At 60.2% G+C, this 25,837-nt stretch carries 26 protein-coding genes and 1 pseudogene; 13 read left to right on the forward strand and 14 right to left on the reverse strand.

The features are described from left to right. The first annotated feature begins 10 nt into the window (after window positions 1–10). From HMPREF3169_RS05675 to HMPREF3169_RS05695, 5 genes are read left to right on the forward strand one after another with little or no spacing between them, the layout of a single operon-like run. Entirely contained in the window at window positions 11–643 is a 633-nt protein-coding gene (locus tag HMPREF3169_RS05675; RefSeq protein WP_070433016.1) for a ComEA family DNA-binding protein, read from the forward strand. Further along, window positions 640–2,091 (forward strand): ComEC/Rec2 family competence protein, encoded by a 1,452-nt coding sequence (locus HMPREF3169_RS05680; RefSeq protein ID WP_070455911.1) that lies wholly within the window; start codon window positions 640–642, stop codon window positions 2,089–2,091. Before HMPREF3169_RS05675 ends, HMPREF3169_RS05680 begins: the two co-directional genes overlap by 4 nt. Before the next feature lie 10 nt (window positions 2,092–2,101). Further along, complete coding sequence (holA, locus tag HMPREF3169_RS05685; protein WP_179294328.1) at window positions 2,102–3,049, forward strand: DNA polymerase III subunit delta; 948 nt, start codon at window positions 2,102–2,104, stop codon at window positions 3,047–3,049. Window positions 3,050–3,059: 10 nt separating this feature from the next. After that, window positions 3,060–3,428 (forward strand): ankyrin repeat domain-containing protein, encoded by a 369-nt coding sequence (locus HMPREF3169_RS05690; protein ID WP_061924057.1) that lies wholly within the window; start codon window positions 3,060–3,062, stop codon window positions 3,426–3,428. Next, entirely contained in the window at window positions 3,425–4,063 is a 639-nt protein-coding gene (locus HMPREF3169_RS05695) for a LysE family translocator (protein WP_061924054.1), read from the forward strand. The genes HMPREF3169_RS05690 and HMPREF3169_RS05695 overlap by 4 nt, the downstream gene beginning before the upstream one ends. Here the strand turns inward: HMPREF3169_RS05695 and HMPREF3169_RS05700 are convergent. From HMPREF3169_RS05700 to HMPREF3169_RS05715, 4 genes are all read right to left on the reverse strand, one after another. Next, window positions 4,050–5,288, reverse strand: a complete 1,239-nt coding sequence (locus tag HMPREF3169_RS05700; RefSeq protein ID WP_070455912.1) for a type II restriction enzyme — start codon at window positions 5,286–5,288, stop codon at window positions 4,050–4,052. The genes HMPREF3169_RS05695 and HMPREF3169_RS05700 overlap by 14 nt on opposite strands. Beyond that, the gene (locus HMPREF3169_RS05705; RefSeq protein ID WP_201040739.1) at window positions 5,275–6,117 is read right to left on the reverse strand and encodes a DNA adenine methylase; all 843 of its coding nucleotides are present in this window, start codon (window positions 6,115–6,117) and stop codon (window positions 5,275–5,277) included. The genes HMPREF3169_RS05700 and HMPREF3169_RS05705 overlap by 14 nt, the downstream gene beginning before the upstream one ends. Window positions 6,118–6,240: 123 nt before the next feature. Next, complete coding sequence (rpsT, locus tag HMPREF3169_RS05710) at window positions 6,241–6,504, reverse strand: 30S ribosomal protein S20 (RefSeq protein ID WP_070455913.1); 264 nt, start codon at window positions 6,502–6,504, stop codon at window positions 6,241–6,243. Between the two features lie 185 nt (window positions 6,505–6,689). Further along, window positions 6,690–7,229 (reverse strand): type II toxin-antitoxin system PemK/MazF family toxin, encoded by a 540-nt coding sequence (locus tag HMPREF3169_RS05715; RefSeq protein WP_062037877.1) that lies wholly within the window; start codon window positions 7,227–7,229, stop codon window positions 6,690–6,692. Window positions 7,230–7,247: 18 nt separating this feature from the next. Between HMPREF3169_RS05715 and lepA the strand changes: the two genes are divergently transcribed. The 3 genes from lepA (at window position 7,248) to HMPREF3169_RS05730 (ending at window position 11,770) form a co-directional block, all read left to right on the forward strand. Then, on the forward strand, window positions 7,248–9,098 hold the full coding sequence (gene lepA / locus HMPREF3169_RS05720) for a translation elongation factor 4 (RefSeq protein WP_070455914.1): 1,851 nt from the start codon (window positions 7,248–7,250) through the stop codon (window positions 9,096–9,098). Window positions 9,099–9,254: 156 nt separating this feature from the next. Further along, the gene (locus tag HMPREF3169_RS05725) at window positions 9,255–10,370 is read left to right on the forward strand and encodes an HNH endonuclease signature motif containing protein (protein ID WP_061924035.1); all 1,116 of its coding nucleotides are present in this window, start codon (window positions 9,255–9,257) and stop codon (window positions 10,368–10,370) included. Between the two features lie 53 nt (window positions 10,371–10,423). Next, window positions 10,424–11,770 (forward strand): M20 metallopeptidase family protein, encoded by a 1,347-nt coding sequence (locus tag HMPREF3169_RS05730; RefSeq protein WP_061924032.1) that lies wholly within the window; start codon window positions 10,424–10,426, stop codon window positions 11,768–11,770. 122 nt (window positions 11,771–11,892) lie between these two features. On the opposite strand, the pseudogene HMPREF3169_RS13585 reads toward HMPREF3169_RS05730, so the two are convergent. Next, window positions 11,893–12,498, reverse strand: a pseudogene (locus HMPREF3169_RS13585) (lysostaphin resistance A-like protein); the annotation flags it as partial. A 65-nt stretch (window positions 12,499–12,563) separates the two neighbouring features. Here HMPREF3169_RS13585 and HMPREF3169_RS05735 point away from each other — a divergent pair. Beyond that, window positions 12,564–13,667, forward strand: coding sequence for a sensor histidine kinase (locus tag HMPREF3169_RS05735; protein ID WP_070455915.1), 1,104 nt, complete (start codon window positions 12,564–12,566; stop codon window positions 13,665–13,667). Beyond that, a complete protein-coding gene (locus HMPREF3169_RS12680) occupies window positions 13,637–14,269 on the forward strand; it encodes a response regulator (RefSeq protein WP_082778636.1) in 633 nt (210 codons plus the stop codon). Before HMPREF3169_RS05735 ends, HMPREF3169_RS12680 begins: the two co-directional genes overlap by 31 nt. On the opposite strand, the gene HMPREF3169_RS05740 is transcribed toward HMPREF3169_RS12680, so the two are convergent. Further along, window positions 14,166–14,972: a PrsW family glutamic-type intramembrane protease gene (locus HMPREF3169_RS05740; protein ID WP_070455916.1), complete on the reverse strand. Its 807-nt coding sequence runs from the start codon at window positions 14,970–14,972 to the stop codon at window positions 14,166–14,168. The genes HMPREF3169_RS12680 and HMPREF3169_RS05740 overlap by 104 nt on opposite strands. Next, window positions 14,972–15,415 carry a hypothetical protein gene (locus tag HMPREF3169_RS05745; RefSeq protein WP_070455917.1) on the reverse strand — a complete coding sequence of 148 codons (444 nt, stop codon included), beginning with the start codon at window positions 15,413–15,415 and terminating at the stop codon, window positions 14,972–14,974. Before HMPREF3169_RS05745 ends, HMPREF3169_RS05740 begins: the two co-directional genes overlap by 1 nt. Before the next feature lie 54 nt (window positions 15,416–15,469). Here HMPREF3169_RS05745 and HMPREF3169_RS05750 point away from each other — a divergent pair, with 54 nt between their 5' ends. The 3 genes from HMPREF3169_RS05750 to HMPREF3169_RS13505 are packed head-to-tail and all read left to right on the forward strand — an operon-like array spanning window position 15,470 to window position 17,567. Next, window positions 15,470–16,756: a sensor histidine kinase gene (locus HMPREF3169_RS05750; protein WP_246815604.1), complete on the forward strand. Its 1,287-nt coding sequence runs from the start codon at window positions 15,470–15,472 to the stop codon at window positions 16,754–16,756. Beyond that, on the forward strand, window positions 16,753–17,379 hold the full coding sequence (locus HMPREF3169_RS05755) for a response regulator (RefSeq protein ID WP_070455918.1): 627 nt from the start codon (window positions 16,753–16,755) through the stop codon (window positions 17,377–17,379). The genes HMPREF3169_RS05750 and HMPREF3169_RS05755 overlap by 4 nt, the downstream gene beginning before the upstream one ends. Before the next feature lie 53 nt (window positions 17,380–17,432). Next, entirely contained in the window at window positions 17,433–17,567 is a 135-nt protein-coding gene (locus HMPREF3169_RS13505) for a hypothetical protein (RefSeq protein ID WP_256365590.1), read from the forward strand. Here HMPREF3169_RS13505 and HMPREF3169_RS05760 read toward each other — a convergent pair. From HMPREF3169_RS05760 to HMPREF3169_RS05790, 7 genes are all read right to left on the reverse strand, one after another. Continuing rightward, on the reverse strand, window positions 17,541–19,223 hold the full coding sequence (locus HMPREF3169_RS05760) for an FUSC family protein (RefSeq protein WP_070455919.1): 1,683 nt from the start codon (window positions 19,221–19,223) through the stop codon (window positions 17,541–17,543). The genes HMPREF3169_RS13505 and HMPREF3169_RS05760 overlap by 27 nt on opposite strands. Window positions 19,224–19,236: 13 nt before the next feature. Beyond that, window positions 19,237–20,649: an ATP-binding cassette domain-containing protein gene (locus HMPREF3169_RS05765; RefSeq protein WP_083286077.1), complete on the reverse strand. Its 1,413-nt coding sequence runs from the start codon at window positions 20,647–20,649 to the stop codon at window positions 19,237–19,239. Then, on the reverse strand, window positions 20,646–21,449 hold the full coding sequence (locus HMPREF3169_RS05770) for an ABC transporter permease (RefSeq protein ID WP_070455920.1): 804 nt from the start codon (window positions 21,447–21,449) through the stop codon (window positions 20,646–20,648). The genes HMPREF3169_RS05765 and HMPREF3169_RS05770 overlap by 4 nt, the downstream gene beginning before the upstream one ends. Beyond that, window positions 21,446–22,375: an ABC transporter permease gene (locus HMPREF3169_RS05775; protein ID WP_210386681.1), complete on the reverse strand. Its 930-nt coding sequence runs from the start codon at window positions 22,373–22,375 to the stop codon at window positions 21,446–21,448. The genes HMPREF3169_RS05770 and HMPREF3169_RS05775 overlap by 4 nt, the downstream gene beginning before the upstream one ends. After that, a complete protein-coding gene (locus HMPREF3169_RS05780) occupies window positions 22,372–23,856 on the reverse strand; it encodes an ABC transporter substrate-binding protein (RefSeq protein ID WP_070455921.1) in 1,485 nt (494 codons plus the stop codon). The genes HMPREF3169_RS05775 and HMPREF3169_RS05780 overlap by 4 nt, the downstream gene beginning before the upstream one ends. Before the next feature lie 54 nt (window positions 23,857–23,910). After that, window positions 23,911–24,663: a GntR family transcriptional regulator gene (locus tag HMPREF3169_RS05785; protein WP_070455922.1), complete on the reverse strand. Its 753-nt coding sequence runs from the start codon at window positions 24,661–24,663 to the stop codon at window positions 23,911–23,913. 130 nt (window positions 24,664–24,793) lie between these two features. Beyond that, window positions 24,794–25,786 (reverse strand): LLM class flavin-dependent oxidoreductase, encoded by a 993-nt coding sequence (locus HMPREF3169_RS05790; protein ID WP_070455923.1) that lies wholly within the window; start codon window positions 25,784–25,786, stop codon window positions 24,794–24,796. Window positions 25,787–25,837 lie beyond the last annotated feature (51 nt).

A 25,837-nucleotide genomic window follows, 5' to 3' on the forward strand; every position in this document is an offset into this window, starting at 1 on the left:
CGTCGAGGGCATGCCGCATATTAGCGATCGCCTTCGGGAACTAACGCGCCCCACCGGGGAAGAGGACCTGCTCAACGTCACCTATCCGCGCCCGCGCGTGCGCATTCCGCCGTGGCTTGCCTGCGCCATCGCGGTGTTGGTTGCTGCGGGTGTCTTGGCGTGGCTGGGTATTACGAGCCGGAACGATCCTTATGCGGTTTCCGTTTCCGAGGCTACGAGCAGCGCCGCTGCACCGAGCTCCCTGGTGGTCTCCGTGGTGGGGGAGGTCGAAAACCCCGGCCTTGTCACGGTGGCGCCGGACGCCCGCATTGCCGACGCCCTCGATCATGCCCACCCGCGCCCCAGCGTGGACCTCCTCAACCTCAACCTGGCCAAACGGCTTAGCGACGGCGAGCAAATCGTCGTCGGCCTGCCCGCACCCGCCCCAGCCCCGGGCGAGCCGCAGGAAGGCGGTCTGCTCAGCCTGAACTCAGCCACCAAGGAGCAGCTGATGGAGCTGAAAGGGGTGGGGGAGGTCACGGCGGAGTCCATTTTGAGCTTTCGCGAGGAATCCGGCGGTTTTACCTCGATTGAGCAGCTGATGGAGATAAGCGGCATTGGGCCTGCAAAGTTCGAGGCGCTCAAAGACCAGGTGCAATTATGAGGCAGCTGCGCCTGCTGCCGGCCGCGTGTGCGGTGTGGCTGGCCACGCTCTTAAGCTTTAACGGCGCGTGGTGCTCCTTAGTGCCGCTAGTCTGTCTAGTCCTGTGGTTCTGGCAGCGCGGCCAGGCGGTGCTCACCACGGGCCTTAGCGCCTTGGCCATCGCCGTGACTAAGGTGCGCATTTCCCGCGCGGGCCCGCTTGGCGACGTCCTGACCGGCACCGTCATAACTGAGCCCACCGAGGTGCGCTTTGGCTGGCTGCTGCGCCTGCGCGTGCCTGGCTATCCCTTTCAGGTACCTGTGTTTAGCGACGAACCCGCTCCAGCCGGGGCCCAAGTGACCGTGGACCATGGCACCATCACTTCGCTTACCCCGCCGGATTCTTTGGCCGCGCACGTGGCAGAGAACTTCCGCGAGCTGGTCAGCATAAGCGTTGGCCCTTCCTCACAAGGCCTGCTGCCGGGCATGGTGCTGGGGGATACCACCTTGCAGACTGCGGCAGAAAAGCAGCTTTATATCGACACCGGGTTGTCACATTTGAGCGCGGTATCCGGCTCGAACGTGGCCATCGTGTGCAGCGCTGCCGCCTTGTTGGTGAAGGGACCACGGCTGCGGGTCGCGGCGTCGCTTAGCGCATTGTGCATCTTCGTGGCTTTGGTGGGGTTTGAGCCTTCCGTCCAGCGCGCGGCCGTGATGGGCCTGGTGGGACTACTCGCGGTTTTAAACTCCGCGCGCATGGAGCCGATGCATGGGCTCAGCCTGGCTATCATCGTGCTGCTTTTTATCGACAGCGAGTTGGCCAAGAACTTCGGGTTTGCGTTGTCGGTGGCGGCGACCGCCGGAATCGTGGCGCTCTCGCCGTTGCTTTATCGCCACCTGGCGGTGATTGGATGGCCGGATATCTTCGTCCGCGCGCTCGCCGTGGCAATTGCGGCCGACCTCGTGACGATGCCGATCATTGCTTTGATGTCCGGGAAGGTATCGGTGGTCTCGGTACTTGCAAACGTGCTGGTTGCTCCCGCGACTGCTCCCGTGACCATCCTGGGATTGCTGGCAGCCCTCTTCGCGCAGCTGGGCCCGCTTTCCGTGTTGGGCGCCGGGGTACTGTGCCTAGCCGAGCCTTTTACCTGGTGGATCAACACCATCGCCCGCGGCTGCGCGGCCTTGCCGGTCAGCACCGTTGACGCTAGCCCTTTCCTGGTGTTGCTGGGCTACGGCTGGATAGTGGCGGGCATCCTCTACAAACGCCCATTGCTCACACTTGCCTGCGTGGTTGCATTCCTGTGGCCGAGGCACTTTGATACCCCGCAGGAACCGATACATGTGGTGGCCACTGAGGAAGACATCGAGCCCATTCCGCCGGGCACACGGAGCATCATTGTTACGCAAGATTCGCCGCCCGATTACCCCACGCGCACAGCAGATGGAATCGCAGTTTTCTACCGCTAGAATTGCTCCTATGAATCAGGTCCATCTCATCCTTGGCGACGACGAATTCCTCACCGAACGTGCCCGCCTTTCCATCCAGAAGGCGGCCGGGGAGGGAGTCGAGGTGGTCCGCCTCAAGGCTTCTGAGGTCTCGGAGGGGGAAATCGCCATGGCGACCAGCCCTTCCCTGTTTGGTGATAACCGCGTCATCGTCATCAGCGACGTCGAAAAGGTGGGCAAGGAACTCACCCAAATCCTCCTTAAGGCCGTCGCCGATCCAGGCCCCGGCATGACCTTGGTGCTCATCTACAGCGTGACGGCCAAAACTCTCAAAGGCAAGAAGAGGCCACCAGAGCTCGTTGCCAAGCTGCGCAAAGTAGGCGAGGTGCACGAGGTGTTCTCGCTCTATCCCAACGAGCTGGGTACCTGGGCCACCCGCGAGTTCGCCTCGCACGGGGTACGGCCAACCCCCGACGTCGTCCAGGCCGTGCTCGATGGCGTGGGCTCCGATCTGCGTGAGCTGGCCTCGGCGATTTCCCAGCTGGTCTTCGATACCAACGGCAACGTCACCCGCGAGGCCGTGCACAACTACTACGTCGGCGTGGCTGAGGTGGCGAATTGGGACATCGCCGACGCCGCCGTAGCCGGGCGCGTGGAAGCCGCCGTCTCCACGTGCCGGCGCGCTCTCCAATTAGGTGCCTCGCCCGTTGCCATCTCGGCGGCGCTGGCGAATAAGGTAGGCGCAATCGCCAGGCTCTATTCCGCCCGCGGCGACCAATACTCTTTGGCCAAGGCAACCGGCCTTGCTCCTTACGTGGTGAAGCTGACTCACCCGGTGGCGCGCCGCTGGTCGGAGGATTCCGTGAACAAGGCAGTGGTGCTCATGGCCGAGCTCGATGCCGCAGTCAAAGGCCAAGGCGGCGACGAAGAGTTTGCGGTAGAGGCCGCTGTGCGTAGAGTAGCCGAGCTTGCGCGATAAACTACTTCGCATGGAAGACATCCAAGAGTTTGCCTCGAAGCTTTTTGATTTCGCACGCAATGGCGACGGCACGTTGCTGGAGTACATCGCCCAAGGCGTGAACCCGAACATGGTCAACCAGGACGGCCAGTCCTTCGTCATGTTGGCGGCATACAACGGCCATGCGGAGCTCGTGACCAAGTTAGCTGCCGCAGGCGGAAACGTGAACCTGCTCAATGACCGCAATCAATCCCCGCTGGCAGGCGCAATTTTTAAGAAGGAAGATGCGGTGATCGAAGCCCTCTTAGCAGCCGGTGCCGATCCGCAGGCCGGCCAGCCTAATGCCTTGGATTCTGCCCGCATGTTCGGCCGCGAAGATTTGATCGAGCGCCTTTCATGAGCTGGTCCGCGTTTGCGTTCCTCATCGCCATGAACATGGTGGGCGCCCTCGCGCCGGGACCAGACATCGTACTGGTGACCCGTTACGCCACCCGCTCGCGCAAGCATGCGGTTGCGGCCGTCACGGGCACTCAGGTCGGCGTGCTTTTCTGGTGCACGCTCACGGTGTTCGGCGCGGCGGCGTTGCTGACCGCATTCCCGGGGCTGCTCCGCTTCATTCAGGGCATCGGCGGCTGCTTCCTCATCTGGATGGGCCTGCAGAATGTTCGCACGGGCCTGGCGCAGCGCAAACAGCCGGCGTTGAACTTAGACGAGGCGGTATCGCGGTTGGGTAGTGTCAAGCAAGTCTTCCGCACAGGGCTTTTCACCAACCTTTCGAACCCGAAAATCGTGCTCTACTTGGCGGCGATGATCGCGCCTTTGCTGCCGCCGCACCCGCCGCTGTGGCTGGCCGCGGGGCTCGTGCTGAGCATGGGCATTTCCAGCTACTTGGTCTTCGTGACCGTTGCAACGGTGATTTCCACCAACGCTATCCGACGCCGCCTTCTTGCCGCCGGACCCATCATCGACATCGCTTCGGGTTGTTTCTTCGCCGTGGCCGGTGTGGGCCTAATTATTGCCGCTATAACAGGCTAAGTTGCTGCGGCGCGAAAAGCTCTGCCACCCACTGCGACCACGCCACCACGGTTTGGGCGCGGCGGGGAAGCGTAGAACCAGAGATACTTAGGTCGGCCGCCTCCATGATGGCCACGGCTTCTTCCTTGCTCAGCATGCGCTGCTTCTCAGCCACGGCGGCCACCATCTCGTGGAAGACAGGCCGGCTAGCTAGCGCCTCGATGAGCTGTAGGTTGCGCCCGTCGCGGGTATCGGCCAGCTCGATTCCCTCGACCAGCTCATCCTCAATGCGCATTAGGCCCAAGTAACGGCCAGCATTCAAGTAATAGTCAGCCTGGCGGTGGCTAAACCCAAAGCGCTCGGGAATCTCCGCCTTGGGCAGTGGCAGCATCTCCCAGAGGCTGACCACGCGCGCAAAGGAATCGGCCTGGGGAAAGGGAATGTCCGCCTCGCGTGTGCTGCTACGCCGTAGGACCGCCTTGACGGATTCGGTGTTGAGCTCGGATTCGCCGAGCATATAACGTGCGGCGGCCTCGAGCTGGATGCTGCGGAAATCCTCCGCATCGCTGAAACGATAGCGATACAGGTGGAAGATGCCGTTGGAATAGACCAGGTATACCGGCACAACTTCCTTTCCCAGCTGTTGGCTAAAGCGCCGGAAAGGCAGATAAAGCTGGCGAATGTTGAAATCGGGTGAGATGTGATTCTTGCACTCGATGAGCACCAGGCACTCGGGCGCCTCAAACCCGCCGTCTATTTCCATCTGCGCACGGTCCACCACGAGCTCCTCGCCGCGCAGGCGCATGCTGACGGTGCCGGTGGACATGCGCCCGGCCACGGTGGCATGCAGCTTATCGACGCCCAGGAAATCCTGCAGCACTCCCGCAATCACCGCGGCATTGAGCACGAGGGTCTCGGAGCTTAAATTGTCGAAGTCAAGCGATTCAACCCCTTGCGGAACGGGCAGCGTCTTAAGCGGCGTCACGGTCTCCGGAAAAGGCTCGTAGACGTCGAAGTTGCCCACGACGTATCCATCGCGCCGGATGGGGAAGATGCTTAAGTTGTGCTCCTGGAAAATCTCCGGGCGGGAAGCAGAAAAGTCATGTTTGGCCAGAAGGCGCGGCTCTCGGCCACCCTTTTCTTTGAGCTGTTTGGCGCTAAATTCCACGAAGCCTTCGCGTTCGATGCGTGCCAAGGTCTCGGCGTCGAGGATGCGCTGCCATGCGACGTCGTTAAGCCGTGCCATAGTTACGCACCAATACTTCGTCGACTTTGCCGCGCTTGGATGCCACGGAATTGATGGCGCGGGTGGCCCCTACGATGTCTATCTCGTAGGCGGAGTAGATCTCTTGGATGAAATCCGTGGCGGAGTTCGATAGCAGGAACTTCACGCCGGCTGCGTCGAGTTTGTCGCAGACTTCCTTAAGGCGGAGCTGATCCTCGCGGCCGAAGCCGCCGGACTGATACCCGGTGAAGTTGCTTGTGGGATTGACTGGGTCATAGGGAGGATCGAGATAGACAAAGTCCCCCTCTTTGGCGTCTTGCAAGATGGCGGCATAGTCACCGGTGTGGAAGGAAACCTCGTTGTCATTGAGGTACCCCGATACCCCGCGCAGGGTCTCTTCGTCACAGATGGCGGGGTTGGCGTAGCGGCCGAAGGGGGAGTTGAACTGCCCGGCATTATTGACGCGGTAGAGACCGTTGTAGCAGGTCTTGTTCAGGTAGATGGTGCGCGCGGCGCGTTCGGTGCGCGTCATGTGTGCGAAGGAAGAATCGCGGTCTTTGCCGCGCATCTCGTAGAAGAAGTCTTCCTCGTTGGGATAGGTGCTTAGCAATGAGATGAGTCCGTCAACATCGTCGCGCACGGTCTCGTAGACGTTGATGAGCTCAGAGTTGAGATCGTTGACCGTGGCCTTTTCCGGGGTCAAAGAAAACAGCACCGCGCCGCCGCCCAAGAAGGGCTCGTAGTAATGGTTAAACTCCGGCAGGGCAGCGTGGATTGCGGGCAGGAGCTGGCGCTTTCCGCCGACCCACTTGAGGAGCGGCTTGATGGTGTGCTGCTTGGCAAGACTCATAGCTCAAAATCCTAGCGTGCTCGCCGGACACGTTCGAAAATCAGTGCGGATCTTTCGGAGTGGAGATTAAAAAATGCCCTCCCTCTTGCGAGGAAAGGCATTAAAAGTCAGGCTTTAAAAAGCTTAGGCCATCTTGTTGAAGGCGTTAGCCATACCGGACTTCTTGTTGGCAGCCGTGTTGCGGTGGAAGACTCCCTTGGACACGGACTTGTCCAGTGCGCGGGAAGCAACGCGGAGCTGCTTCTCAGCACCTTCCTTGTCACCAGCGGTGACAAGATCGCGGAACTTGCGGATCTCGGTGCGGACTGCGGAACGGACAGCCTTGTTGCGCTGACGTGCCTTCTCGTTGGTGAGAATGCGCTTCTTCTTGGACTTGATGTTTGCCATTTGAATTACCTCTTGGAATCGAAAGTGATTGAACTGCAACCAACCTGCCGGACATGTCCTGCATCTGAATTAATGCGCGGCGTTGATGTTCGATGAGCGGACCCAAGGTCCTGACCGCCCCGACCAACGCGCCCGGAAAGTAAGTAACCTACAAAAAGTTAGCAGGAGCTGGGATAAAACCCAAATCACGCCCAGTGATAGCGGGAACGCAAACGGTTGGCGATGCGCTCAAAGCGGCGCTCCGGGAAAAGAGTGCCTTGGCGGCGGCATTCTTCCTCAGAGATTTCGAGGATGCGATCTAGGCGTACCCAGCACTGCCTGCCGCTTTCGTCCCACTCGCCGGTGCCGATGTCGAGCCATTCTTCCTCGTGCGCGTGGTTTGGATTTGGGGAGATCAAAAGCCCCAAAACAGTGGTGCGCGTGCGGGAGATGATGAGCACGGCGCGTTCGTGCGGCGGTGATTGCTTGCCGTCGGAAGGCGCCCAGACCCACACCACCTCGCCGGAATCGGCTTGGCCATCCATGTCGGGGGAGAAGCAAACGGTGCGCGGATGCGAGGAGGTGGTTTCGATGCGAATCTTTGCTGCTTTGCGGGGTTCGCGGTGCTCAGCAGCATTATTCATGCCTAGCCTGTTGGATATGTGAGCAAGGCCGACGTCGACTGGCTCGCGTTCTGCGATGCCAAGCGCCTGCCTTAAGCGGGTAAGTGGGTTGCCGCTAGTCATGTCGACTATTGTAGACGCATGTCTAAAAACTTTGCGGCCACTACGTTTACGGATCTTTCCCAGATTCGAAACTTCTGCATTATCGCCCACATCGACCATGGCAAGTCGACGCTGGCTGACCGCATCCTGCAGTTCTCGCAGGTCGTTGACGCGCGCGATATGCGCGATCAGTACCTCGACAACATGGATATCGAGCGCGAGCGCGGCATTACCATTAAGGCGCAGAACGTGCGTCTGCCCTGGGTTCCGCGCACCGGTGAGCATGCGGGCGAGGAGTTCGTCATGCAGATGATTGATACGCCGGGCCACGTGGACTTTACTTACGAGGTCTCCCGCGCGCTCGAGGCATGTGAGGGCGCTATTTTGCTTGTCGACGCCGCCCAAGGCATCGAGGCGCAAACCCTCGCCAACCTTTATCTGGCGATGGAAAATGATCTGGAGATCATCCCGGTCCTCAATAAGATTGACCTCCCCGCTGCGGATCCGGAGAAGTACGCCCTCGAGATCGCCAACATCGTCGGCTGTGAGCCGGAGGACGTCCTGCGCGTGTCCGGCAAGACGGGCGAGGGCGTCGAGGAGCTGCTCGATAAGCTCGTGGATTTGGTGCCAGCGCCAACCACGGATGCGCCTGCCGACGCCCCCGCGCGCGCCATGATTTTCGACTCCGTCTATGACACCTACCGGGGCGTCGTCACGTATATCCGCATGATGGACGGCAAGCTGACCCCGCGTCAGAAGGTCACCATGATGTCTACGGGCGCAAACCATGAGCTGCTGGAGGTGGGCATCGTCTCGCCGACCATGCGCAAGTGCGAGGGCTTGGGTCCGGGCGAGGTTGGTTACCTGATTACGGGCGTGAAGAATGTGCGTGAGACCAAGGTCGGTGACACCGTTACCTGGGCAACCAACGGCGCTGAGGAGCCGCTGAAAGGCTATGCGGACCCGAACCCGATGGTCTATTCGGGCCTTTTCCCAATCTCCCAGGCGGACTTCCCAGACCTGCGCGATGCGCTGGAAAAGCTGCAGCTAAACGACGCCTCCTTGACCTTCGAGCCAGAGACCTCCGTTGCTCTAGGCTTTGGCTTCCGCTGCGGCTTCTTGGGCCTTTTGCACATGGAAATCACGCGCGACCGCTTGGAGCGCGAGTTTGGCTTGGACCTGATTTCCACCGCGCCTTCTGTTACCTACCGCGTGGTTGCAGAAGACGGCGCTGAGTCCCTCGTGCACAACCCTTCGGATTGGCCGAGCGGCAAGTTGCGCGAGGTCTACGAGCCAATCGTGAAGATGACCATCATTGTGCCGGAGCAGTTCGTGGGCCCAACCATGGAGCTGTGCCAGTCCAAGCGCGGCCAGATGGGCGGCATGGACTACCTCTCTGAAGACCGCGTAGAGCTGCGCTACACCATGCCTTTGGGTGAGATTATCTTCGACTTCTTCGACATGCTGAAGTCTCGCACCAAGGGTTATGCTTCGCTGAACTATGAAGAGGCTGGGGAACAGCTGTCTGATCTGGTCAAGGTGGATATCCTGCTCAACGGTGATCCGGTCGACGCCTTCTCTGCCATCGTTCACCGCGATTCGGCGCAGTGGTACGGCAACAAGATGACGAAGAAGCTTAAAGAGCTCATTCCGCGCCAGCAGTTCGAGGTTCCGGTCCAGGCCGCCATTGGCTCCAAGATCATTGCGCGTGAGAATATCCGCGCTATGCGCAAGGACGTCCTGGCGAAGTGCTACGGCGGCGATATCTCTCGTAAGCGTAAGCTGCTGGAGAAGCAGAAGGCTGGTAAGAAGCGCATGAAGTCCATCGGCTCGGTATCTGTTCCGCAGGAAGCGTTCGTGGCGGCGCTTTCTACCGACGGTGAGGGTTAATACTGCGCTTATCGACGTCCCCGGGGAGTAGCCGGGGGCTAATTTTTCGAACACTCTTGCGGATGTCTGGGGTGTTTTGTATCTTGGGTTTGTACAGCTTGGAGGGGAAGCTGACCGGCATCGCCGGATAACAGAAAATAAACCTAGGAGACTTCGATGGACGGACCCTACTTCGCTCCACTGAATCCAAAGAACCAGGCCGGGCGGGCTTTTACGGAAAGCAATCGCCTCAACTGGCTCGCACTGCAATCGATCATTCCGCAACCCGGTGACGACGCTGACCTAGCCTTCAACGACGTCTCACGCAACCTCGGCATCACTTCCTATAAAGCCGAACATCTTTACTACGGCATCCGCAAACTTTCTTTTCTACCGAAACTTACTCGTCTCAATAAGCTCGATTGGTTCCTTGATTTTGACCGAATCCTCGCCGTCGGCAGGGCTCTACAAGGCGTCGAGGAGCGCGTCCTGCCCCATGTCGACGATGCCTTGGAGGAATTGTTTACGCCCAGCCGTGCCAACCAGCGCCTGCCGGAGGCTTCGCGCATCCGCAGCGTAATTTCTGATGTCCTCTCTTTGCACAATTGTTTGAAGGGCGAAGACGAAGAAGAACGTGACCGCTATAAACTCGAGCGTCATGCAGGCCGCGGGGAGTTTACAGCCAACCTTGACGCCGTGACCGCCGAAAAAATCGACCGCGTCGTCCGCAAACGCGCCGAGGACGAAGGAATTTCCTTCGCTCGCGCACTTGCTTCCTGCGTGCTCGAGCCAGTTGAACAAAAGGTCGTGATTAACCTTTTCCAGCAGGCAGAAACCACCCTCGCGTTCGCTCCGGGCTATGGCTACGTCACCCCGCCTGCAGATGCCTCCTATCGCAACATCGCGCCAGCACAGACCGAGACTTATCGTCCCACCGCCGGCATTCGCGCCTTCGTGGAGGCCCGCGATGGAACCTGCCGCGGCCCGGGATGCAGTAAGCCAGCCCACCGCAACCAGCTCGATCACCGCGTTCCCTATGGCGAAAATGGCCCAACTTCCACCGATAACTTGGTCAGCCTCTGCCAGCACTGTCACAACATCAAGACTGATGGCCGTGCCTTCTACATCATGGACCCAATTACCGGGGAGATTTATTGGCTCTTCGAAGACGGCCGCTGGGAATCCAATTCTCCAGAGGGTGTGCTCGTGCCAGACACCGCGAACTGGCGCCAAACCGTTGCCCAAAGGATGGAAGCCTGGGAAGCGAGAGGAGGGGTACTCTCCTTTGCTTGATACGGGGTAGGTCCCATGTAGGCTCGATGGTCAAACCCGGGAAGGATTGATTCATGGAACCCATCAAGAAGAAGGCACCTCGCCACGGCCAGCAGCTTCCACCGCTGCCAGTTACCGCTGCCAAGATTGGTGAGCGCATTGCCAGTGAGGTGTTCTTGGAGGAAGGCCAAAAGCTCTTACCGCAGCTGCAGGAATTCCGGCGGGATATGCACCAGAACCCAGAAATCGGGCTCGAGCTTCCGCGGACGCAAAAGAAGGTCCTCGAGGCGCTCAAAGGCCTGCCGTTGGAGATTCAGGTCGGCCAGGATTTAAGCTCCGTGGTCGCGGTCCTTCGCGGCGGCAAGCGCGGCCCACGGCCGGTTTCGGTGCTGCTGCGCGCAGACATGGACGCCTTGCCGGTCCGTGAGCAGACGGGCGATCCTTTCGCTTCCACCAACGGCATGATGCACGCGTGCGGCCACGACCTTCACACCGCCGGGCTCATCGGAGCGGTGAAGTTGCTGTGCGCGCAGAAGGAGCACTTGCTTGGCGACGTCACTTTCATGTTCCAGCCCGGCGAAGAAGGCCCCGGTGGTGCGCTCCCGATGATCGAAGAGGGCGTCCTCGATGCGGCGGGGCGCCGTCCGATTGCTGCTTATGGCCTGCATGTCGGCCCGCAGGATCGCGGCACTTTCCACCATATTTCCGGGCCCATGATGGCATCATCGTCGAATCTGAAGATCACTGTCTATGGCAAGGGCGGCCACGGTTCGCGGCCGCATGACGCCATCGATCCCGTCGCAGCGCTGGGGGAAATTCAGATGGCCTTGCAGGTTGCACTGACTCGCCGCTTCGACGCCAACGAGCCGATCGTCATCACGGTGACTAATCTGCGCGCTGGCGACGGCGCCATCAACGTCATCCCTGATCACGCCATGCTCGGCGCCACAGTGCGTGTGCTGCGCGATGAAAAGATTGAGCAAGTGCGCCAGATGGTTGTGGAAGTGGCCAGTTCTGTCGCGGCGTCGCATAGATGCACCGCGAAGGTGGATTTCGAGGTTCTGTATTCCGCAACCAAAACCAACCCGCGCGAGAATCAATTCGCCGCGACGCTGTGGGGTGGCATGTTCGGAGCAGAAAATGTCATTCCGATGGAAACGCCCATGATGGCTTCGGAGGACTTCGGCGGCGTACTAGCGCAGGTACCTGGCACCTTTATGTGGTTCGGCACCGTCAATCCGGATACCCCGGAGCACCTGCGCGAGTGGAATCATTCGCCGCTGGCGAGGTTCGATGATTCGGTGCTCGGTGACCAAGCCGCAGCACTCGCCGCCGTAGCCTTTGAGCGCTTGGCTGCCGAAGACGCGCATCCTTCGCCGGCAACAAGAGTGATGCGCTCTGCGGTGGAGGGCGTTGAGTAGTACAAGATCGCCGAGATAACAATGCAGGTCAATGCGCTGAGCAGGGTTTGGCCCCACCCCACATTCTCAGCGTTAACGTCCACAAAGCCCAAGATGCCAGCAGCAAAAAAGACGAAGTTATTGCACGCATGAATCACGCATCCGTACTCGATCCCGTTCGTCTTCACCGTGAGCACGCTTAGGCAGACGGCGAAGACAAAGATATCAACAAGCCCGATCCAGTTATAAGTATGGCCTGCCACAAATAACGGAATCGAGGGCAAATAGGCCAACCACGGCGAGCGCAGCCACCGGCCGAATACCTGGGGAAGCAGACTGCGAAAGATAACTTCCTCCGTCACTGACTGCAGCGGCACCAAGATGACCGCCAGCCCCAGCATCAATAGAGCGTTTGGAGCAGGGGAGAATCCATTTCGGAGAATCGGAAGAAAGCTCAACAGCGTAACGGGCAACGCCACGAGAAGGGCGCGCCGGGCGTAATCCCACCGAAACCGACCATCACCTGACCACACCGTGCCGGGCCGGCGTCGGCAAAAGGCGCCTGGGAGGAACACAATGATGGAGAGCATCATGATGCTAAATGGCAGCGGCGCGTTCATGTCGTCGAGATTTGAGTCTGGCGCGAAAATTGCGTAACCGATCATGAGCGCGACGAAGAGCACGGCGCTCAGCACCGCCCAAAAGAAGAAGTAAAGGATCGGGCGTTTTAAACAGCGATGAAAAGTCATGACTAAACAGTCGCTGGTAATTAATCATCCCTAAGAATGAGTTTGCGGCCTTTAAGGTATGAATCATGACTAGGAACCGTTGGCAGGTAGCTTTCATCGTCGTGCTCTGCGTCCTAGGCGGGTGCTGCTTTGGGCTGATCGGTATCGGCATCGACTTAGAAGACATGGGGGTGCCCAACATCGATCCGCAAACCGATAGAGCCTATGCCGGCTTCGTTTGCTTGAGTTTCATCGCTGGGGTGGTTTCGTGCGGTTTGCTGCCATGGGCCATTTCTCATGATCCGCGGGAGCTGGAGAAATCTGACTTCCCAGGAACGCGGAAGACCTTCGTCTGCGGGGTTGTCGTGATTGCTTGCGGCTTTTCTTATTTTGCCGTGCTATCTCAGCTGGTGGCCATGGTGTCCATGACATCACGGAGGTCCGTGAAGTGGTCGGTGGCGGCAGTAGTGGCGTCGCTTAGCTATCTCGCTGTCTATCCTCTCAACCCTGCGAGTGAGTTCGAAGGCTGGTTGGAATTTGGCATCGTTCCAGTACTCGTAATCGTGCTTCTGATCGGCATGCAGCGCGGCAAGAACCGCGAGAAGCAACAGAATCTACAGCGCGAAATTCGGGAAGAGATAGCGCGTGACATGCACGATTCACTGTCGCATCGGTTGTCGCTGATTGCCGTGCATGCAGGGGCATTGTCTTTTCAGAACGAGCAGGTTCCCAAGGAGTATTCCGAGGCGGCGGAGACGATTCGCCAAGAAGCGAATGCTGCAGTACAGGATCTGCGCGCTGTGCTTTATGCTCTGCGGCAGGAGGCAGCAGAAGATCCACGAGCAAGCATCGAAACGCTCATTCGAGATGACAACGTTAAGCTGCGCTATTCCACTGATCCAGGCATAGTAGAAAGGCTCGATACCTTAGGCCAGCACACGTTGTATCGAGCGGTCCAGGAGGCAGCCACCAATGCCCGCAAGTACGCGCGGGGAAAGCCGGTGCTTTTCGACGTCGCCAAGCGCGGCCCCAATCTCGTGCTCACCGTAACCAACCCGCATACGGGTCCAGTGGGGCGTGGTTTTGGGCTGCGGGGTCTGGCTGAGCGCGCGGAACTTATCGGAGGAAAACTTCGGATGCTGGAGGGAGATGAATTCGGATGGGAATTGCAGCTGCCGACGAAGCGCTAAAGGTGGTGCTGGTCGATGACGAGGCGCTATTGCGCAGTGGCCTGCGGCTCATGCTGGCCAATGCCGGTATCGAGGTGGTGGGGGAGGCCTCTAATGGCAAGGATGCGATAGCAGCGGTGCTGGACGCGCTTCCCGACGTCGTGCTCATGGACATTCGCATGCCCGTCATGGATGGTATCGAGGCGCTAGGGAAGTTGCCGGCGTCGATTCCCGTGGTGATGTTAACCGCTTTCGATACCGACGAATTTATTGTCGATGCGCTCCAAGCCGGTGCCGTTGGATTCCTATTGAAATCGACGCCACCGGAAGCGCTTGTTGCTGCCGTTCGCGCGGCTGCGGCAGGCCAACCGATGCTCAGCCGTGAGGTACTTGAACGCCTGCTCTCCCCGCGGCCAAAGCGGAAGAACAGGCGGCTGGCGCACCTTAGCGACCGCGAGATGGAGATTGCGGAGCTGGTGGCAGATGGGTTAAGTAATCAACAGATTGCAGAGCAGCTTTTTATTTCGCTACCGACAGTAAAGACTCACGTGCAGAAGATTTTGAAGAAACTCGGCGGGACGAGCCGCGTTCACGTCGCGATCGCCGTACTTGGCGGACGATAAACCAGAGCGACGCGATCCAGATTGCCCCCACTACCACTAAAGTTGCAATGGGCAGCCAGAGGCTCTCCGGGAAGGTGGCATCCAGCGAGGGAAAGAGGTTCGTGAAGAAGTGAACCGTGACGCCGCCCATCCAACCGGCGAGTGCGCGGCCACGGGCCAAGCCATATGCCGCGATGCCGGTAAAGAGGGAGTGTGCGAAGGTGCAACCAATAAACCTGATGAGCACCCCAGTAGTTGCGCCCATGAGATCTGAGTCGAGGTCTTGCAGCGTTAGGTGTGCGATGAAGGTGCAATCCTCCACGATCGCAAAGCCCATGCCTACGGCGATACCGACGTAGACGAAGTCGCGAGTGCGTTGGGGCTTAATGAAGTAAGTACAGATGAGCAGAACACCAATGAACTTCAGAGTCTCTTCAGTAATTGGCGCGAAGCCAGCGGCATCTAGCCACTGCAATTGCAGTTTTTCCAAGATGGTGGTGAAGTGCGAGTTGAAGAAGACAGCCGGGCCGGTGCACGCCGCGCCCCAGAGCATGCCTAGGGCCGTGCCGCGGTGGCCTCGGAACGCGAGCCAGGAGGCACAAGTCCAGATCGCCACATGGATGAGTGCAGCGATGAGGCTGGCGGTGACGTAAGACTGGTTAAACTCGAAGTGCACGGAGTAAGCGAAACCCGCGGTAGCGAGCACATAAAATAGGTATTTCATTATTTGACCTCCATTTTGTCTGCATAGCGGGCGGCGTCAGGCCCCTCGAGATGGAAGAACAGCTTCTTATCGTCGGAGTCGTACAGGATAGTTACCTTGTCGCCTTCGTCGAGGCGATAGAGATTTTTCTGAGGCTGACGTACCGGGGCATCCGAGAGGAAAGGGGTATCGAGAATATAGCGGTGCTTTCGTAGTAACGAAGTCTCAGGTTCCCCGAAGGTCTGGGCGGGGTCAGCGCCGATGGTGGTATCCCCGCATTCCCATCGGGGGGAGTCGTTAAGATATGTCGGGCTTTGCGCGCATTCCAGATCGGTGATGGCTACATCGTGGAAGGCGACGGCGCTTGTCGGGGTAGTGGGCTCAGGCAGCAGTGCGCTTGCCGCCGGCACTGCCACGAAATACGCAGTAGCTGCGGCTAGGGCTGTTAGTACTTTCTTGTCCATGTCTTCGACGCTACGGAGAATGGCTATGCGTTAAATCCACCCCAGGGTGGATTTGTGGCTCTAGGCCTCCTACTACTGTGGGTGGAGATGAGTACGGCACAGTCGAAGATTAAGAACTGGATTGAAAAGCAGCGGCATGCCACCTACCTCAACACGTTAAACGGGGTAACGCGGTGGCGGCGTGCCGCCATCGTCGCCGTGTGTGTGTTGGCTGATATAGCCACGATGGGGGCGATGCTCCTGCGCTTCGACGAGCGCTCTGGCAATTCGTGGGATGATCGCATCCTTACTGAGGCCGTTATTGGGACGTCGGTGAGCATCCTCACCTGGGTCTTGCTGGCCTTTGCGCTGCGGCACGTGCCGCGGGAGTTTAGCGTTTACGAACGCTATCCTGGTCCGGTCTCCGCGCTGGTCAGCGCGGTGATCATTTGCGCTTCGGCGGGAGTGCATCAGTTATCACTGACAGTCTTCGTTGCCTATGTTTCTTTGGTCTCGCGTGGAAGCAAGCGCTGGACATTGGTCGCAACGGCGGTGCTCACCTTAAGTTATGGCGTCAAGGTTTATAAGCCGGACTCTTTCGAAACCGTGCCGATGGCGTTGTTCGGGTATGCCTTTTTCTGGGCCGTGTTGGTTCTATCAGGGCTGTTGATAGGCGTCGCGCGCCATAGTCGCCGGCAACGTCAGGCCACGCTGGTGGCGCGCGCGGAGCTGAATAAACAGACCCTGGAAGCAGAAAACGAAAAAGTTCGCCAGGATGAGCGCAACCGCATCGCCCGCGATATGCACGATTCGCTCTCACATCGGCTAAGCCTTATCTCTGTATATGCCGGTGGACTGGCGTACCGGAAGGATTTGCCGCCGGAGCAGGTGGCGGAATCCGCTACGACTATCCAAAAAGAGGCCGAGCAGGCAGTGACCGATCTGCGGCAGGTCATTCGCTCTTTGCGTATCGATGATCGAATTGACCCGCGCACCAGCATCGACGATCACGTAGTGCGGGCGCGCGCCGCCGGTGCCAAGGTCACGCTTGAGTACCGCGATGATTGCTTAGATAAGATTTCGACTATGGGTGTACATACGTTGAGTCGCGCCGTGCAAGAAGGCCTGACGAATGCGCGCAAGCATGCGCCGGGGCAAAAGATTGCGATCGAGGTAGCCCAAGATGGTGCTTTGGCTCGGGTGACGATGCGCAACCGGAAGGTAGAAGGGGCGTCGGCAAGCGGCGGCGAGCATGGGCTTATCGGAATGCGCGAACGCGCACGCTTGGTGGGCGGGCGCCTAGACGTAGAAGATGGCGAAGAGTTTAGCTGGAGCCTGTATTTGCCAATGGAGGAACGATGATTTCTGCAGTGCTTGTCGACGACGAGGAGCTGCTGCGCCGCGGCATCCGTCTGATTCTAGAGGGCGCAGGCGACATCGAAGTGGTGGGCGAGGCCAGCAATGGGCGCGATGGCGTGCAGCTGATTACGCAACAACGCCCGGATATTGTGCTGATGGATATCCGTATGCCGGTCATGGACGGGATTGAGGCGGTGGCGCAGCTGAAGACGGCCGTGCCCGATATTCCTGTGGTGATGCTGACGGCCTTCGACACCGACGAATTCATCGTCGATTCCTTGCACGCGGGAGCGATGGGGTTTCTGCTGAAGGCCACGGGGCCTGAGGCATTAGTCGCCTCAGTGCGGGCGGCCGCGCAGGGCCAGCAGCTGCTTAGCCCTAAAGCGCTGCAGAACCTGCTGGCGATTCCGCATACCCAGCCGCAAGAGCCGCTCGTCCTGGCGGATTTGAGTGCGCGCGAAAACGAGGTGGCGCAGCTGGTTGCGAAGGGACTGGACAATAATGAAATCGCGGAGCAGCTTTATGTCTCTGTGGCCACGGTCAAGACGCACATCAAGCACATCTTGGAAAAGATTGGCGGCACGAACCGCGTGCATATCGCGATTGCGGTGCTGGAGCAGCGCTAGCTTATCCGCTAGTATCAGGGAATCAGAGTTTCTAATGGATTGGATTGCCACGAATGCAACTGCCAAATTTTGATGATTCTTCGTACGACGTCGCAGATGCCGAGTTGCTATCGGCTTTTGAGGTCTTTGAGCGCATCGAAGAGCATGTGCTCGATAAATCTCTACTTTTCGAAGTCTATTCGAGCTAGGGATACCAGCGCGTTGATGTCACCCGGAACCTCGTCTGGGTGAATTGAGCAATAGTCCAAGATGAAATAGCCCGCATGCTGCAGGGCAAGGTGGCGCTGCCAGAACTCACCCACGTGTTGCGGGTGGTTGACTGCAATGGACTGGATAGAGCGGCGCTCAGAAAGCAGCTCGTACTGCAGGTCGCGGCGAGCGGCTAGGGACTCGTCGGGGGTCGAGAAAAGTAGTGCGCCCAGCAGGCTGGTGATTGCTTCCTGGCAGCGGACCTGCAGACGGTAGTGGTTGGTCAGCTGGGCACGCGGCTTCCATAACCAGAGCACCAGCAAGGAAAAGACCACCGACAGCGCGATCTCACTGATGCGGGAGAAGGCCGTGAACGCCAAGTGATCGGCCGTATGGCCCATGAGCAGCGCCAGGGGCGTGGAGAAGATGACGCAGATGGCGTAGTTCTTGACCACGAAGATCTCCGCGCAGAATTGGCAGGCAGCGAGCGCGAGCAGCAGCGTCCAGCTTTCTAATCCGAAGGACGCAATGAGGTAGAACACGCACACACCGAGCAGCGAGCCCACCATTCGCTGCAATCCGCGGATGGTGCCGGGTACGTGGTCCGGGCCCCACTGCAGAAGAAGCAGCACGGAAACTGCGCCCCAGTCCGGGCGGTTTAGGCCCAGTGCAAGGCCCACGAGCGTGGTGGCGATGGCCGCAAGCAGAATCTTTTCTACCGTCACCACCGCATGCGAGTTGCCCACCGACGCGCGGTAGATGCGGTAGCGCATCGTCGGCTTGGTGTGCGGGATGGCGGTGCGGTTTGGGTCGACGTAGGTCGGGGAGTCAGAAAGCTCATCCGAGTTGGCAGAGAGATCCAGCGACTGGTTGTGCTGCACGATGCGGTTCTGCGCGGCAAGGGCACGCTCCACGAGGTGGCCTTGTGATGCTTGGACGACGCGGCCGCCGCGGACGATACCGGCGTCGGAAAGCGCTTGCCACGTATTCGCCAGCGCCGTCTGTGCTTGATGGTGGCGTGCCAAGACGTCGGTTGTGGAGTTCTCAAAGGCGGCAGTGGCCTTCTCTAGGGTCGCGACAGTGCGGGTCTCCGGACCGTGCGGGGAATGGAAGCGAGGCAGCATGCCCAGGCAGTACGCAGCGATGACACCCGCAACGGACCACGCAGCGACCGCAAAGGGGGTGATGTCGGTGCGCGCGAGCATGGTGGAGCCGCCGCCGACCATCACCACGAAGAAGGAACCCGGCGGCGGCAGGCGTAGCGCATTCTGCAGGAAGGCGCCGAGCGCGCCAATGGAAATAGCAAAGGCCGCAGACAGCAAAAGCCACCAGTGTCCGTGGCCCGGGGCGAAGACGAGCTCACCCACCAGCGAACCAACGGTAGCGGCCAAGGTAAGGAGCACACCCGCAGTGAGAATCACCCAACGGCGGGTGCGATAGGGGTGCCCCTCGCCGTAAATGACGGACATCGCGCCCGCGGTGACCAACAGCACGGCGTCGGGGTGGCCGGTGAGGATGGCGAGCGCGCCGGGAATGGCGATGGCGAGAGCAGCACGCATCGCGCCCGGCCAGCGAGTCACCGAAGAGTTGTAGGCGGTGAAAAGCTGTAGCGGGCGCGGGCGTTGCGGTAGGGGATGCTCAATCAATTCGCTCATATCGCGGCATACGTTACCCCTGCGCAGCCTCTAGAAGCGACTTGGTATACGGGTGCTGTGGGGCGGACCATACTCCGCGTTCGACCAGCTCACCATTGTGGATGACAGTCAGGCTGGAACACACTTGCTTGACCACACCCAGATCGTGCGAGATGAACACCAGCGTCAGGCCGTAGCTTTCAACGAGCTTTTCAAGCAGCTCGAGGACCTGGGCGCGCACGGAGACGTCGAGGGCGGAGACCGCTTCGTCGGCGAGGAGGATGTCCGGGTTGCCGATGACCGCGCGGGCAATCGAGATGCGCTGGCGCTGGCCGCCGGAGAACTCGTGGGGGAAGCGGTCCAAGGCATCCTCGTCGATGCCGACCTCCGCCAAGATTTTCGCAATCTCGGCACGCGTGACCTGTGTGGGCGAGCCCTCAGCCACGATCTTCCAGATCGGCATGCGCGGATTGAGGGAACCTTGCGGGTCCTGGAATACCATCTGCACGCGGCCTTCCACCTTCACGGACCCGGAGGTTGGCTGCTCAAGGCCGGTGATGAGCTTGAGCAACGTCGTCTTACCGGAGCCGGAACTGCCGACGACGCCGATGCGCTCGCCCTTGCGTACTTCGAGGGAGACGTCGGAAAGCGCAGTAGTGGAGCCGTAAGCCTTGGTGATGTGGTCGAGGGAAATGACAACCTCGCCAAGCTTCGGCTCAGCGGCAGCCGGCTTGGACTGGGAGGCCGCGATGAGGTGCTTGGTGTACGGGTGCTGGGGGGTGTCCAGCGCCGCGCCGGATTCGACGATCTGGCCGTCCTGCATAACCAACGTTTCAGGGCACATGCGGCGGATGACGCGTAGGTCATGGCTGATGAACAGCAGCGCGGTGTTGTGGCGCTGGGTCAGTTCCATGATGAGGTCCAGGATGCCGTCTTGCGTGGTGGCATCGAGGGCCGTGGTGGGCTCGTCGCAGATGAGCAGCTTGGGGTTGCGGGCCATGGCCATGGCAATCATTACGCGCTGGCGCTGGCCGCCAGACAGCTCGTGTGGGAAGCGCGAGGCAAGGGCCGGATCGAGGCCCACCTCGTTGAGCGCCTCAGCAGACGCGCCGGCGTAGCGCAGCTGCTTGCCCACGCTCATCAGCGGATCAAGCGCGCTCATCGGCTCCTGGAAGACCATCGCCATGTCGGCGCCGCGCAGCTTGCGCACCTGGCGGTCGCGCAGGCCCACGAGCTCGCGTCCGCCAAGCTCGATGGAACCCTCAGCGTGGAGGTTCTTTGGCAGTAAGCCCATGATGGACAGCGCGGTCAGGGACTTGCCGGAGCCGGACTCACCGATGATGCCCAGGCGTTGGCCGGGCTCAATGCTAAAGCTGAGCGGGCCAACGATGGTCTCCTTGCCGGTGCGGATACGCAGGTCTTGTACGGAAAGCATGGGGCGGTTCATCGCTGGCCTCCTTTCAGGCGGGGATCGAGGATGTCGCGCAGGGCGTCGCCAAGCAGGTTAAAGCCCAGCACCGTGGCGGCGATGGCAAGGCCCGGCCAGAAGGCCTGCATGGGATGGCTGGCCAGCAGGGACTGGGAATCTTGCAGCATGCGGCCCCACGACGCGGTGGGCGGGGTGGTGCCGAGGCCCAGGTAGGAAAGGCCGGCCTCGGCGAGGATCGCGAGTGCGAAGTAGACGGAGGACTGCACGATGATAAGCGGGGCGATGTTAGGCAGGATATGGCGCACCGCGATGGTGGGCGCTGGAACTTTGGACACGCGCGCCGAGGCGATGAAGTCCTGCGTGACCACCTGCAGGGTGCCAGAGCGCGCCACGCGGGCGAAGGAAGGGATTCCCGCGATGCCGATGGCGATCATGGCCGAAATCGTCGACGGACCCCATACCGCGCCGGCGATGATGGCCAGCAGCAAGGCAGGGAAAGCCAGCAGCAGATCGGAGCCACGCATGATGAGGGAGTCGAGGATGCTATTGCGGCGCATGCCCGCCACCACACCGAGCGGAACGCCGACGAGCGCGGCAATGCCGACGGCGATGACGCCCACGAAGAGCGTGATGCGTGCGCCGACCATCAGTCGCGAGGCGATGTCGCGACCAAAGCGATCGGCGCCGAGGAGATGCTCAGCGGAGCTGCCCGCCAGCAAATCGGGCGAGGCGATGTTCGGGGCATAAGGCGTCCAGAAAAGGGAGACCGCCGCGAGGAGGGCGGTGATACCGACGAGAACGAAACCCAACTTCTTCATCGCTTCTCCTTCAAACGCGGATCGATTACGCGGTAGGCCAAGTCGGTGGCCAAGTTGATGGCCAATGTGAAAAAGACCAACAGCATAACCAGGGTCTGCACGGTGGTGAGATCGCGGTTGGACACGGCGTCGAGAAGCATGCTGCCCAGGCCCGGAATGACGAAGACGGACTCGATGACCACCGCACCCACAATCAGCGTGGTCAGCTGCAAGCCCGTGACCGTGAGCACCGGCAGGGCCGCATTGCGCAGGCCGTGGCGGCGCAGCGCCTCCGCATGGGATAGACCCAGCGCGCGGGCAGTGCGGATGTAATCCTGGTCCATCACATCCACGATGGAGGAGCGCACGTAGCGGGTGAGCATCGCGCCCTGCACCAAGGCCAGGGAGATCACTGGCATGATGAGGCGGGCGATAAAGCCACCGAAGTCCTGGTCCGGCGGAATCCAGCCATTGGCCGGCAGCCAACCCAGCCGCACCGCGAAGAAGGCCACCATGATGATTCCCACGAGGAAGCTTGGGACGGCGATGCCGATCTGGGTCAGTGCCGAGACGAACGTGTTGCTCGTGCGCGCCAGCCACATGCCAATCGGCACGGCGCCGGCGAGGGCCAAGAGGATCGCCAGCCCCACCAAGATCAGTGAGACCTGCGCGCGGTCAACCACCAGCGGAGTGATGTCCTGTTGGGAGGCCAGGGAGGTGCCGAAGTTGCCGCTGAGCAGGCCGCCGACCCAATCGAAGTACTGCGTCAAAAGCGGGCGGTCGAGGCCCAAGGCGGTGGTCAGCTCGGCGACGGCGTCGTCGGTGGCGTTAACGCCCAGTGCAACGCGCGCCGGGTTGCCCGGGACTGCGCGCATGAGCAGGAAGATGGCGATGGAGGCGGCGAACAAGGTCACCACGAACTTGGCGAGAGCCTTGAGATAGGTCACGGTGCCTCCTTGAGATCTGCCAGCTCGATGGCGTCGGTTACCTGGTTCGGGTTCAGGCCCTCGATGCCATCGCGGTAGAGGACGATGTTGGGCATGTTCATCAGCGTCAGCGCACCGGCATCGGCCATGATTTGGTCCACGGCCTTTTCCATGCCCGCGGCGTATTTGCTCTCCGGGGCGGAATCCGCAGTGGAAAGGAGGTCGCGGGTCTTCTGCGAGTCATAGCCCAGGTAATAGTCCGGGTTGCCGAAGAGCGTCGGAATATCGCGCGGCTCCACGTGGGAGACCAGGGACATTTGGTAATCCTTCGCGCCCATGACTTGGCCCAACCAGACGGCGGGGAACTCGGCGGATTCGAGGGTGACGTCGAAGCCGACCTCAGTTAGCTGCGAATATAAAAGCTCAGAGACGCGCTGGGCATAGGGCAGGGTCGGCGCGGTAATCGTGATGTGCGCGCCCTCGGCGCCGGCTTCTTGCAAAAGCTCTTTCGCGCGCTGCGGGGAGTAAGGGTAATAGTCCTTCTCGTTGAACCATGGGTCGGTAGGAGGTACGGGCGCGCCGCCGGTGTCCTTGGCCAGGCCGTCCCACAGAATCTGATTCGCGGCCTTGCGGTCGACGGCATAGGCCACTGCGCGGCGCACGCGTGGGTCGTCGAAAGGTGCGGCGTTGTTGTTCATGGAAAGCAGCACCTCGCCGTTGGTGGTGCCCACGGCGGTGCGGATTCCTTCGCCCAAGTTATCGAGCAGCTCTGGGTTCTGCATCGCCCAAACCACGTCGACGCCGCCGGACTTTAGGGAATTGACCGAAGAGATTGCATCGGGGAAATACTGGATGGTCACCTGCTCTTTTGGCACTTTGCCCCAGTAATTCTGGTGCGGGCGCAGGGAGATGTATTCACCGGGCGCGAATCCGGCAAGCTCAAAGGGGCCCGTACCCACGGGCTGGGTGGCCAAGTCCATGGCGTTTGGCGTCATCATCGCACCGATTGCCGTGCCCATGGACCACAGCCAGCTATTCGAGTGTTTCTTCAGCTTTACCTGCAGCGTGTATTTGTCCAGCGCCTTGGCGCTTTCTACTACCTCCATCTGCTTGGAGATGCCGTTGGTCCACTTTTCCTTCACGTTGTTGATGGAATAAGCAGCGGTCTCGGCGGTGAATTCGTCGCCGTTGCTAAATTGCACACCATGGCGCAGGTGGAAGGTATAGGTGGTGTCTTTCGCATCCCAGCTTTCGGCGAGGCCTGGCACAATCTCGTCGCCTTCGATGCGTACGAGGGTTTCGTAGACGTTGCTCATGAGTGCGGCGGGGATGGCAGCTCCACCGACGTTGGTGAAATCGAGAGAGGTAGCAGCGCCGGTTGCGGCAATGGTCAGCGAATCACTGGCGGTGGGTTTGACCGCCGTGTGTCCGGCTGAGCACGCGCTTAGCGACGCCCCGAGAACCAGCGCGCTCGCTGCACGCGCTAGGTGTACTTTCTTCATGTAAGCAGGTTAAGCGTTTCGGCTCGGTTAAGCGAATGTCCCTCGGGGGGAGGGTTAGTCAGTAAGGATGACCTCAAGTGGGGAAGTAGTGCCGCGGACGTTGGTAATGCCGACCTTCATGCGATCCGCGCGCAGGAGATTGGTGGTGTACTCCACGGGGCGGCCAGCGTGATCGGAAAGCTCAATGTGGATGCGCCACAGCGGAGTGCCAGGCTCGCAGCTAAGGGCTGCTGCGTCCTCTTCGGAGGCGCAGGTAAGAGTCAGCTCGCGGTGCGCGTTATCGAATTCGACGCCTTGGGCCATCAGATGATTGTGGATGGAGCCGGAATCGGCATCGAAGTCCAAAATGTGCTTGCCCACGTGCAGCGGGAAATACATACGCTCGATGGCAACCGGCTCGCCGTCGATGCTGCGGATGCGGTGTACAAACACCACCTGTTCGTCCTCGCTGATGCGCAGGTAGCTTGCCGCCTCCTTGGGGGCAGGGCGGCGGGCGGTCCACAGGGTCTTTTGCCCAACGTTGTATCCGCGGCCGCTCAGCCAGTTGGTGATGGAGCAGATCGCGTCGAAGTTCTCCGCGGTGAAGCTGCCTAACACCACGGAGCGACGTCCGCGGCCGGAGCTTACTAAGCCTTCGGCGCGCAGGCTCGCAATAGCCTGGCGCACTGGGCCGCGGGAGGAGTTGAACTTCTCGCACAGTTCCGCCTCGCTGGGAAGAAAGTCACCCGCCTTGATGCTCTCGTCCTTAATGAGGCCGCGTAGATAGTCCGCGATCTTCTTGTGCTGCTGCACCTCGCGTGGTGGCATGCCTCCTCCTTACGTAGCGAAAATATTGGAAGCCAAATAATGGAAATGCTAATCAAGTTAAATCGAGCGTCTTAATCGCTCGAGACTAGAATATGCACAAGTTTTTAGGGGGTGTTTGGTGGGGGTATTTCTAGCCGAGTTCCCATGCATCCGCGAGCAGGTTCATGTTCTGCAGGAGGTTGTCATGACCGGTGGATTGCAGCGAGATCATCAGCTCGTCAGCTTGGGCTAGCTCCTGGAAGTCTGCGAGGTAGTCGCGCACGTGGTCGGTGGTGCCCACGGCGCTGTATTTCATCATGCCGAGAATCTGCGCGCCCTGGTGGGAGTTCTTGATCTGTTCGACTTGCTGATCCGTTAGATACTTGCCGCGGCCGGCGAAGGCCTTGACGCGGTTGAAGCACACTTTTTCATACTCGGCGTCGGCAGCCTCCTTGGTATCGGCGGCGGTGACGTTGACGCCTGCGATGACATAGGGCTCGCTGAGCGCCTCGGAGGGCTGGAAGTTATTGCGGTAATAGGCCGTGGCCTGGCGCAGGTGCGTGGGCGCGAAGTGGGAGGCGAAGGCATAGGGCAGGCCGTACTTGGCGGCCAGCGATGCTCCGAACATGGAAGAGCCCAAGATGTACAGCGGCACGTGGGTGTTTACGCCGGGAATGGCCTGCACGCCCGGGACCAAGGACTTGCCGGAGAAGTAGCCCTGCAGCTCTTTAACGTCTTCGGGGAAGCGCTCTGCTGCGTGGGCGTCGCGGCGCAGTGCGCGGCCCAGGGTGTGCATGTCTGTGCCAGGCGCGCGGCCCAGGCCGAGATCGATGCGGTTGGGGTAGAGCTCGGCCAGGGTGCCGAACTGCTCGGCCACGACGTAGGGGGCGTGGTTGGGTAGCATCACGCCGCCGGCGCCAAGACGGATGGTGTTGGTCTTGGCGCCGATGTAGGAGATGAGCACCGCGGGCGACGAGGAAGTGATCGTCGGCATGTTGTGGTGCTCGGTGTACCAGATGCGGGAGTAGCCAGCCTTCTCTGCAACTTGTGCAAGCTCGACGGAGCGAGCCATCGATTCTGCGGCGGTCTCGCCCTCGTAGATGGTGCAGAAGTCAAGCAGGGAAAGCTTTGCGCGGTTGGTCACTAATAGTCCTTAAGTTGCAGGTTGAAGTTGCAGGTTGGAAAGTGCTCTTAT

This window comes from Corynebacterium sp. HMSC08C04, assembly GCF_001807495.1.
GTDB lineage: Bacteria > Actinomycetota > Actinomycetes > Mycobacteriales > Mycobacteriaceae > Corynebacterium > Corynebacterium simulans.

Excerpts from the sequence above, each read along its gene's own strand:
- lepA (WP_070455914.1), top strand. The coding sequence starts at position 7,248 with ATGTCTAAAAACTTTGCGGCCACTACGTTTACGGATCTTTCCCAGATT.
- HMPREF3169_RS05725 (WP_061924035.1), top strand. The coding sequence starts at position 9,255 with ATGGACGGACCCTACTTCGCTCCACTGAATCCAAAGAACCAGGCCGGG.
- HMPREF3169_RS13505 (WP_256365590.1), top strand. The coding sequence starts at position 17,433 with ATGCAACTGCCAAATTTTGATGATTCTTCGTACGACGTCGCAGATGCC.
- HMPREF3169_RS05745 (WP_070455917.1), bottom strand. The coding sequence starts at position 15,415 with ATGGACAAGAAAGTACTAACAGCCCTAGCCGCAGCTACTGCGTATTTC.
- HMPREF3169_RS05715 (WP_062037877.1), bottom strand. The coding sequence starts at position 7,229 with ATGACTAGCGGCAACCCACTTACCCGCTTAAGGCAGGCGCTTGGCATC.
- HMPREF3169_RS05755 (WP_070455918.1), top strand. The coding sequence starts at position 16,753 with ATGATTTCTGCAGTGCTTGTCGACGACGAGGAGCTGCTGCGCCGCGGC.
- HMPREF3169_RS05785 (WP_070455922.1), bottom strand. The coding sequence starts at position 24,663 with ATGCCACCACGCGAGGTGCAGCAGCACAAGAAGATCGCGGACTATCTA.
- HMPREF3169_RS05740 (WP_070455916.1), bottom strand. The coding sequence starts at position 14,972 with ATGAAATACCTATTTTATGTGCTCGCTACCGCGGGTTTCGCTTACTCC.
- rpsT (WP_070455913.1), bottom strand. The coding sequence starts at position 6,504 with ATGGCAAACATCAAGTCCAAGAAGAAGCGCATTCTCACCAACGAGAAG.
- HMPREF3169_RS05680 (WP_070455911.1), top strand. The coding sequence starts at position 640 with ATGAGGCAGCTGCGCCTGCTGCCGGCCGCGTGTGCGGTGTGGCTGGCC.
- HMPREF3169_RS05770 (WP_070455920.1), bottom strand. The coding sequence starts at position 21,449 with ATGAAGAAGTTGGGTTTCGTTCTCGTCGGTATCACCGCCCTCCTCGCG.
- HMPREF3169_RS12680 (WP_082778636.1), top strand. The coding sequence starts at position 13,637 with ATGGGAATTGCAGCTGCCGACGAAGCGCTAAAGGTGGTGCTGGTCGAT.
- holA (WP_179294328.1), top strand. The coding sequence starts at position 2,102 with ATGAATCAGGTCCATCTCATCCTTGGCGACGACGAATTCCTCACCGAA.
- HMPREF3169_RS05705 (WP_201040739.1), bottom strand. The coding sequence starts at position 6,117 with ATGAGTCTTGCCAAGCAGCACACCATCAAGCCGCTCCTCAAGTGGGTC.
- HMPREF3169_RS05690 (WP_061924057.1), top strand. The coding sequence starts at position 3,060 with ATGGAAGACATCCAAGAGTTTGCCTCGAAGCTTTTTGATTTCGCACGC.
- HMPREF3169_RS05735 (WP_070455915.1), top strand. The coding sequence starts at position 12,564 with ATGACTAGGAACCGTTGGCAGGTAGCTTTCATCGTCGTGCTCTGCGTC.
- HMPREF3169_RS05700 (WP_070455912.1), bottom strand. The coding sequence starts at position 5,288 with ATGGCACGGCTTAACGACGTCGCATGGCAGCGCATCCTCGACGCCGAG.
- HMPREF3169_RS05730 (WP_061924032.1), top strand. The coding sequence starts at position 10,424 with ATGGAACCCATCAAGAAGAAGGCACCTCGCCACGGCCAGCAGCTTCCA.
- HMPREF3169_RS05780 (WP_070455921.1), bottom strand. The coding sequence starts at position 23,856 with ATGAAGAAAGTACACCTAGCGCGTGCAGCGAGCGCGCTGGTTCTCGGG.
- HMPREF3169_RS05760 (WP_070455919.1), bottom strand. The coding sequence starts at position 19,223 with ATGAGCGAATTGATTGAGCATCCCCTACCGCAACGCCCGCGCCCGCTA.
- HMPREF3169_RS05695 (WP_061924054.1), top strand. The coding sequence starts at position 3,425 with ATGAGCTGGTCCGCGTTTGCGTTCCTCATCGCCATGAACATGGTGGGC.
- HMPREF3169_RS05675 (WP_070433016.1), top strand. The coding sequence starts at position 11 with ATGCCGCATATTAGCGATCGCCTTCGGGAACTAACGCGCCCCACCGGG.
- HMPREF3169_RS05765 (WP_083286077.1), bottom strand. The coding sequence starts at position 20,649 with ATGAACCGCCCCATGCTTTCCGTACAAGACCTGCGTATCCGCACCGGC.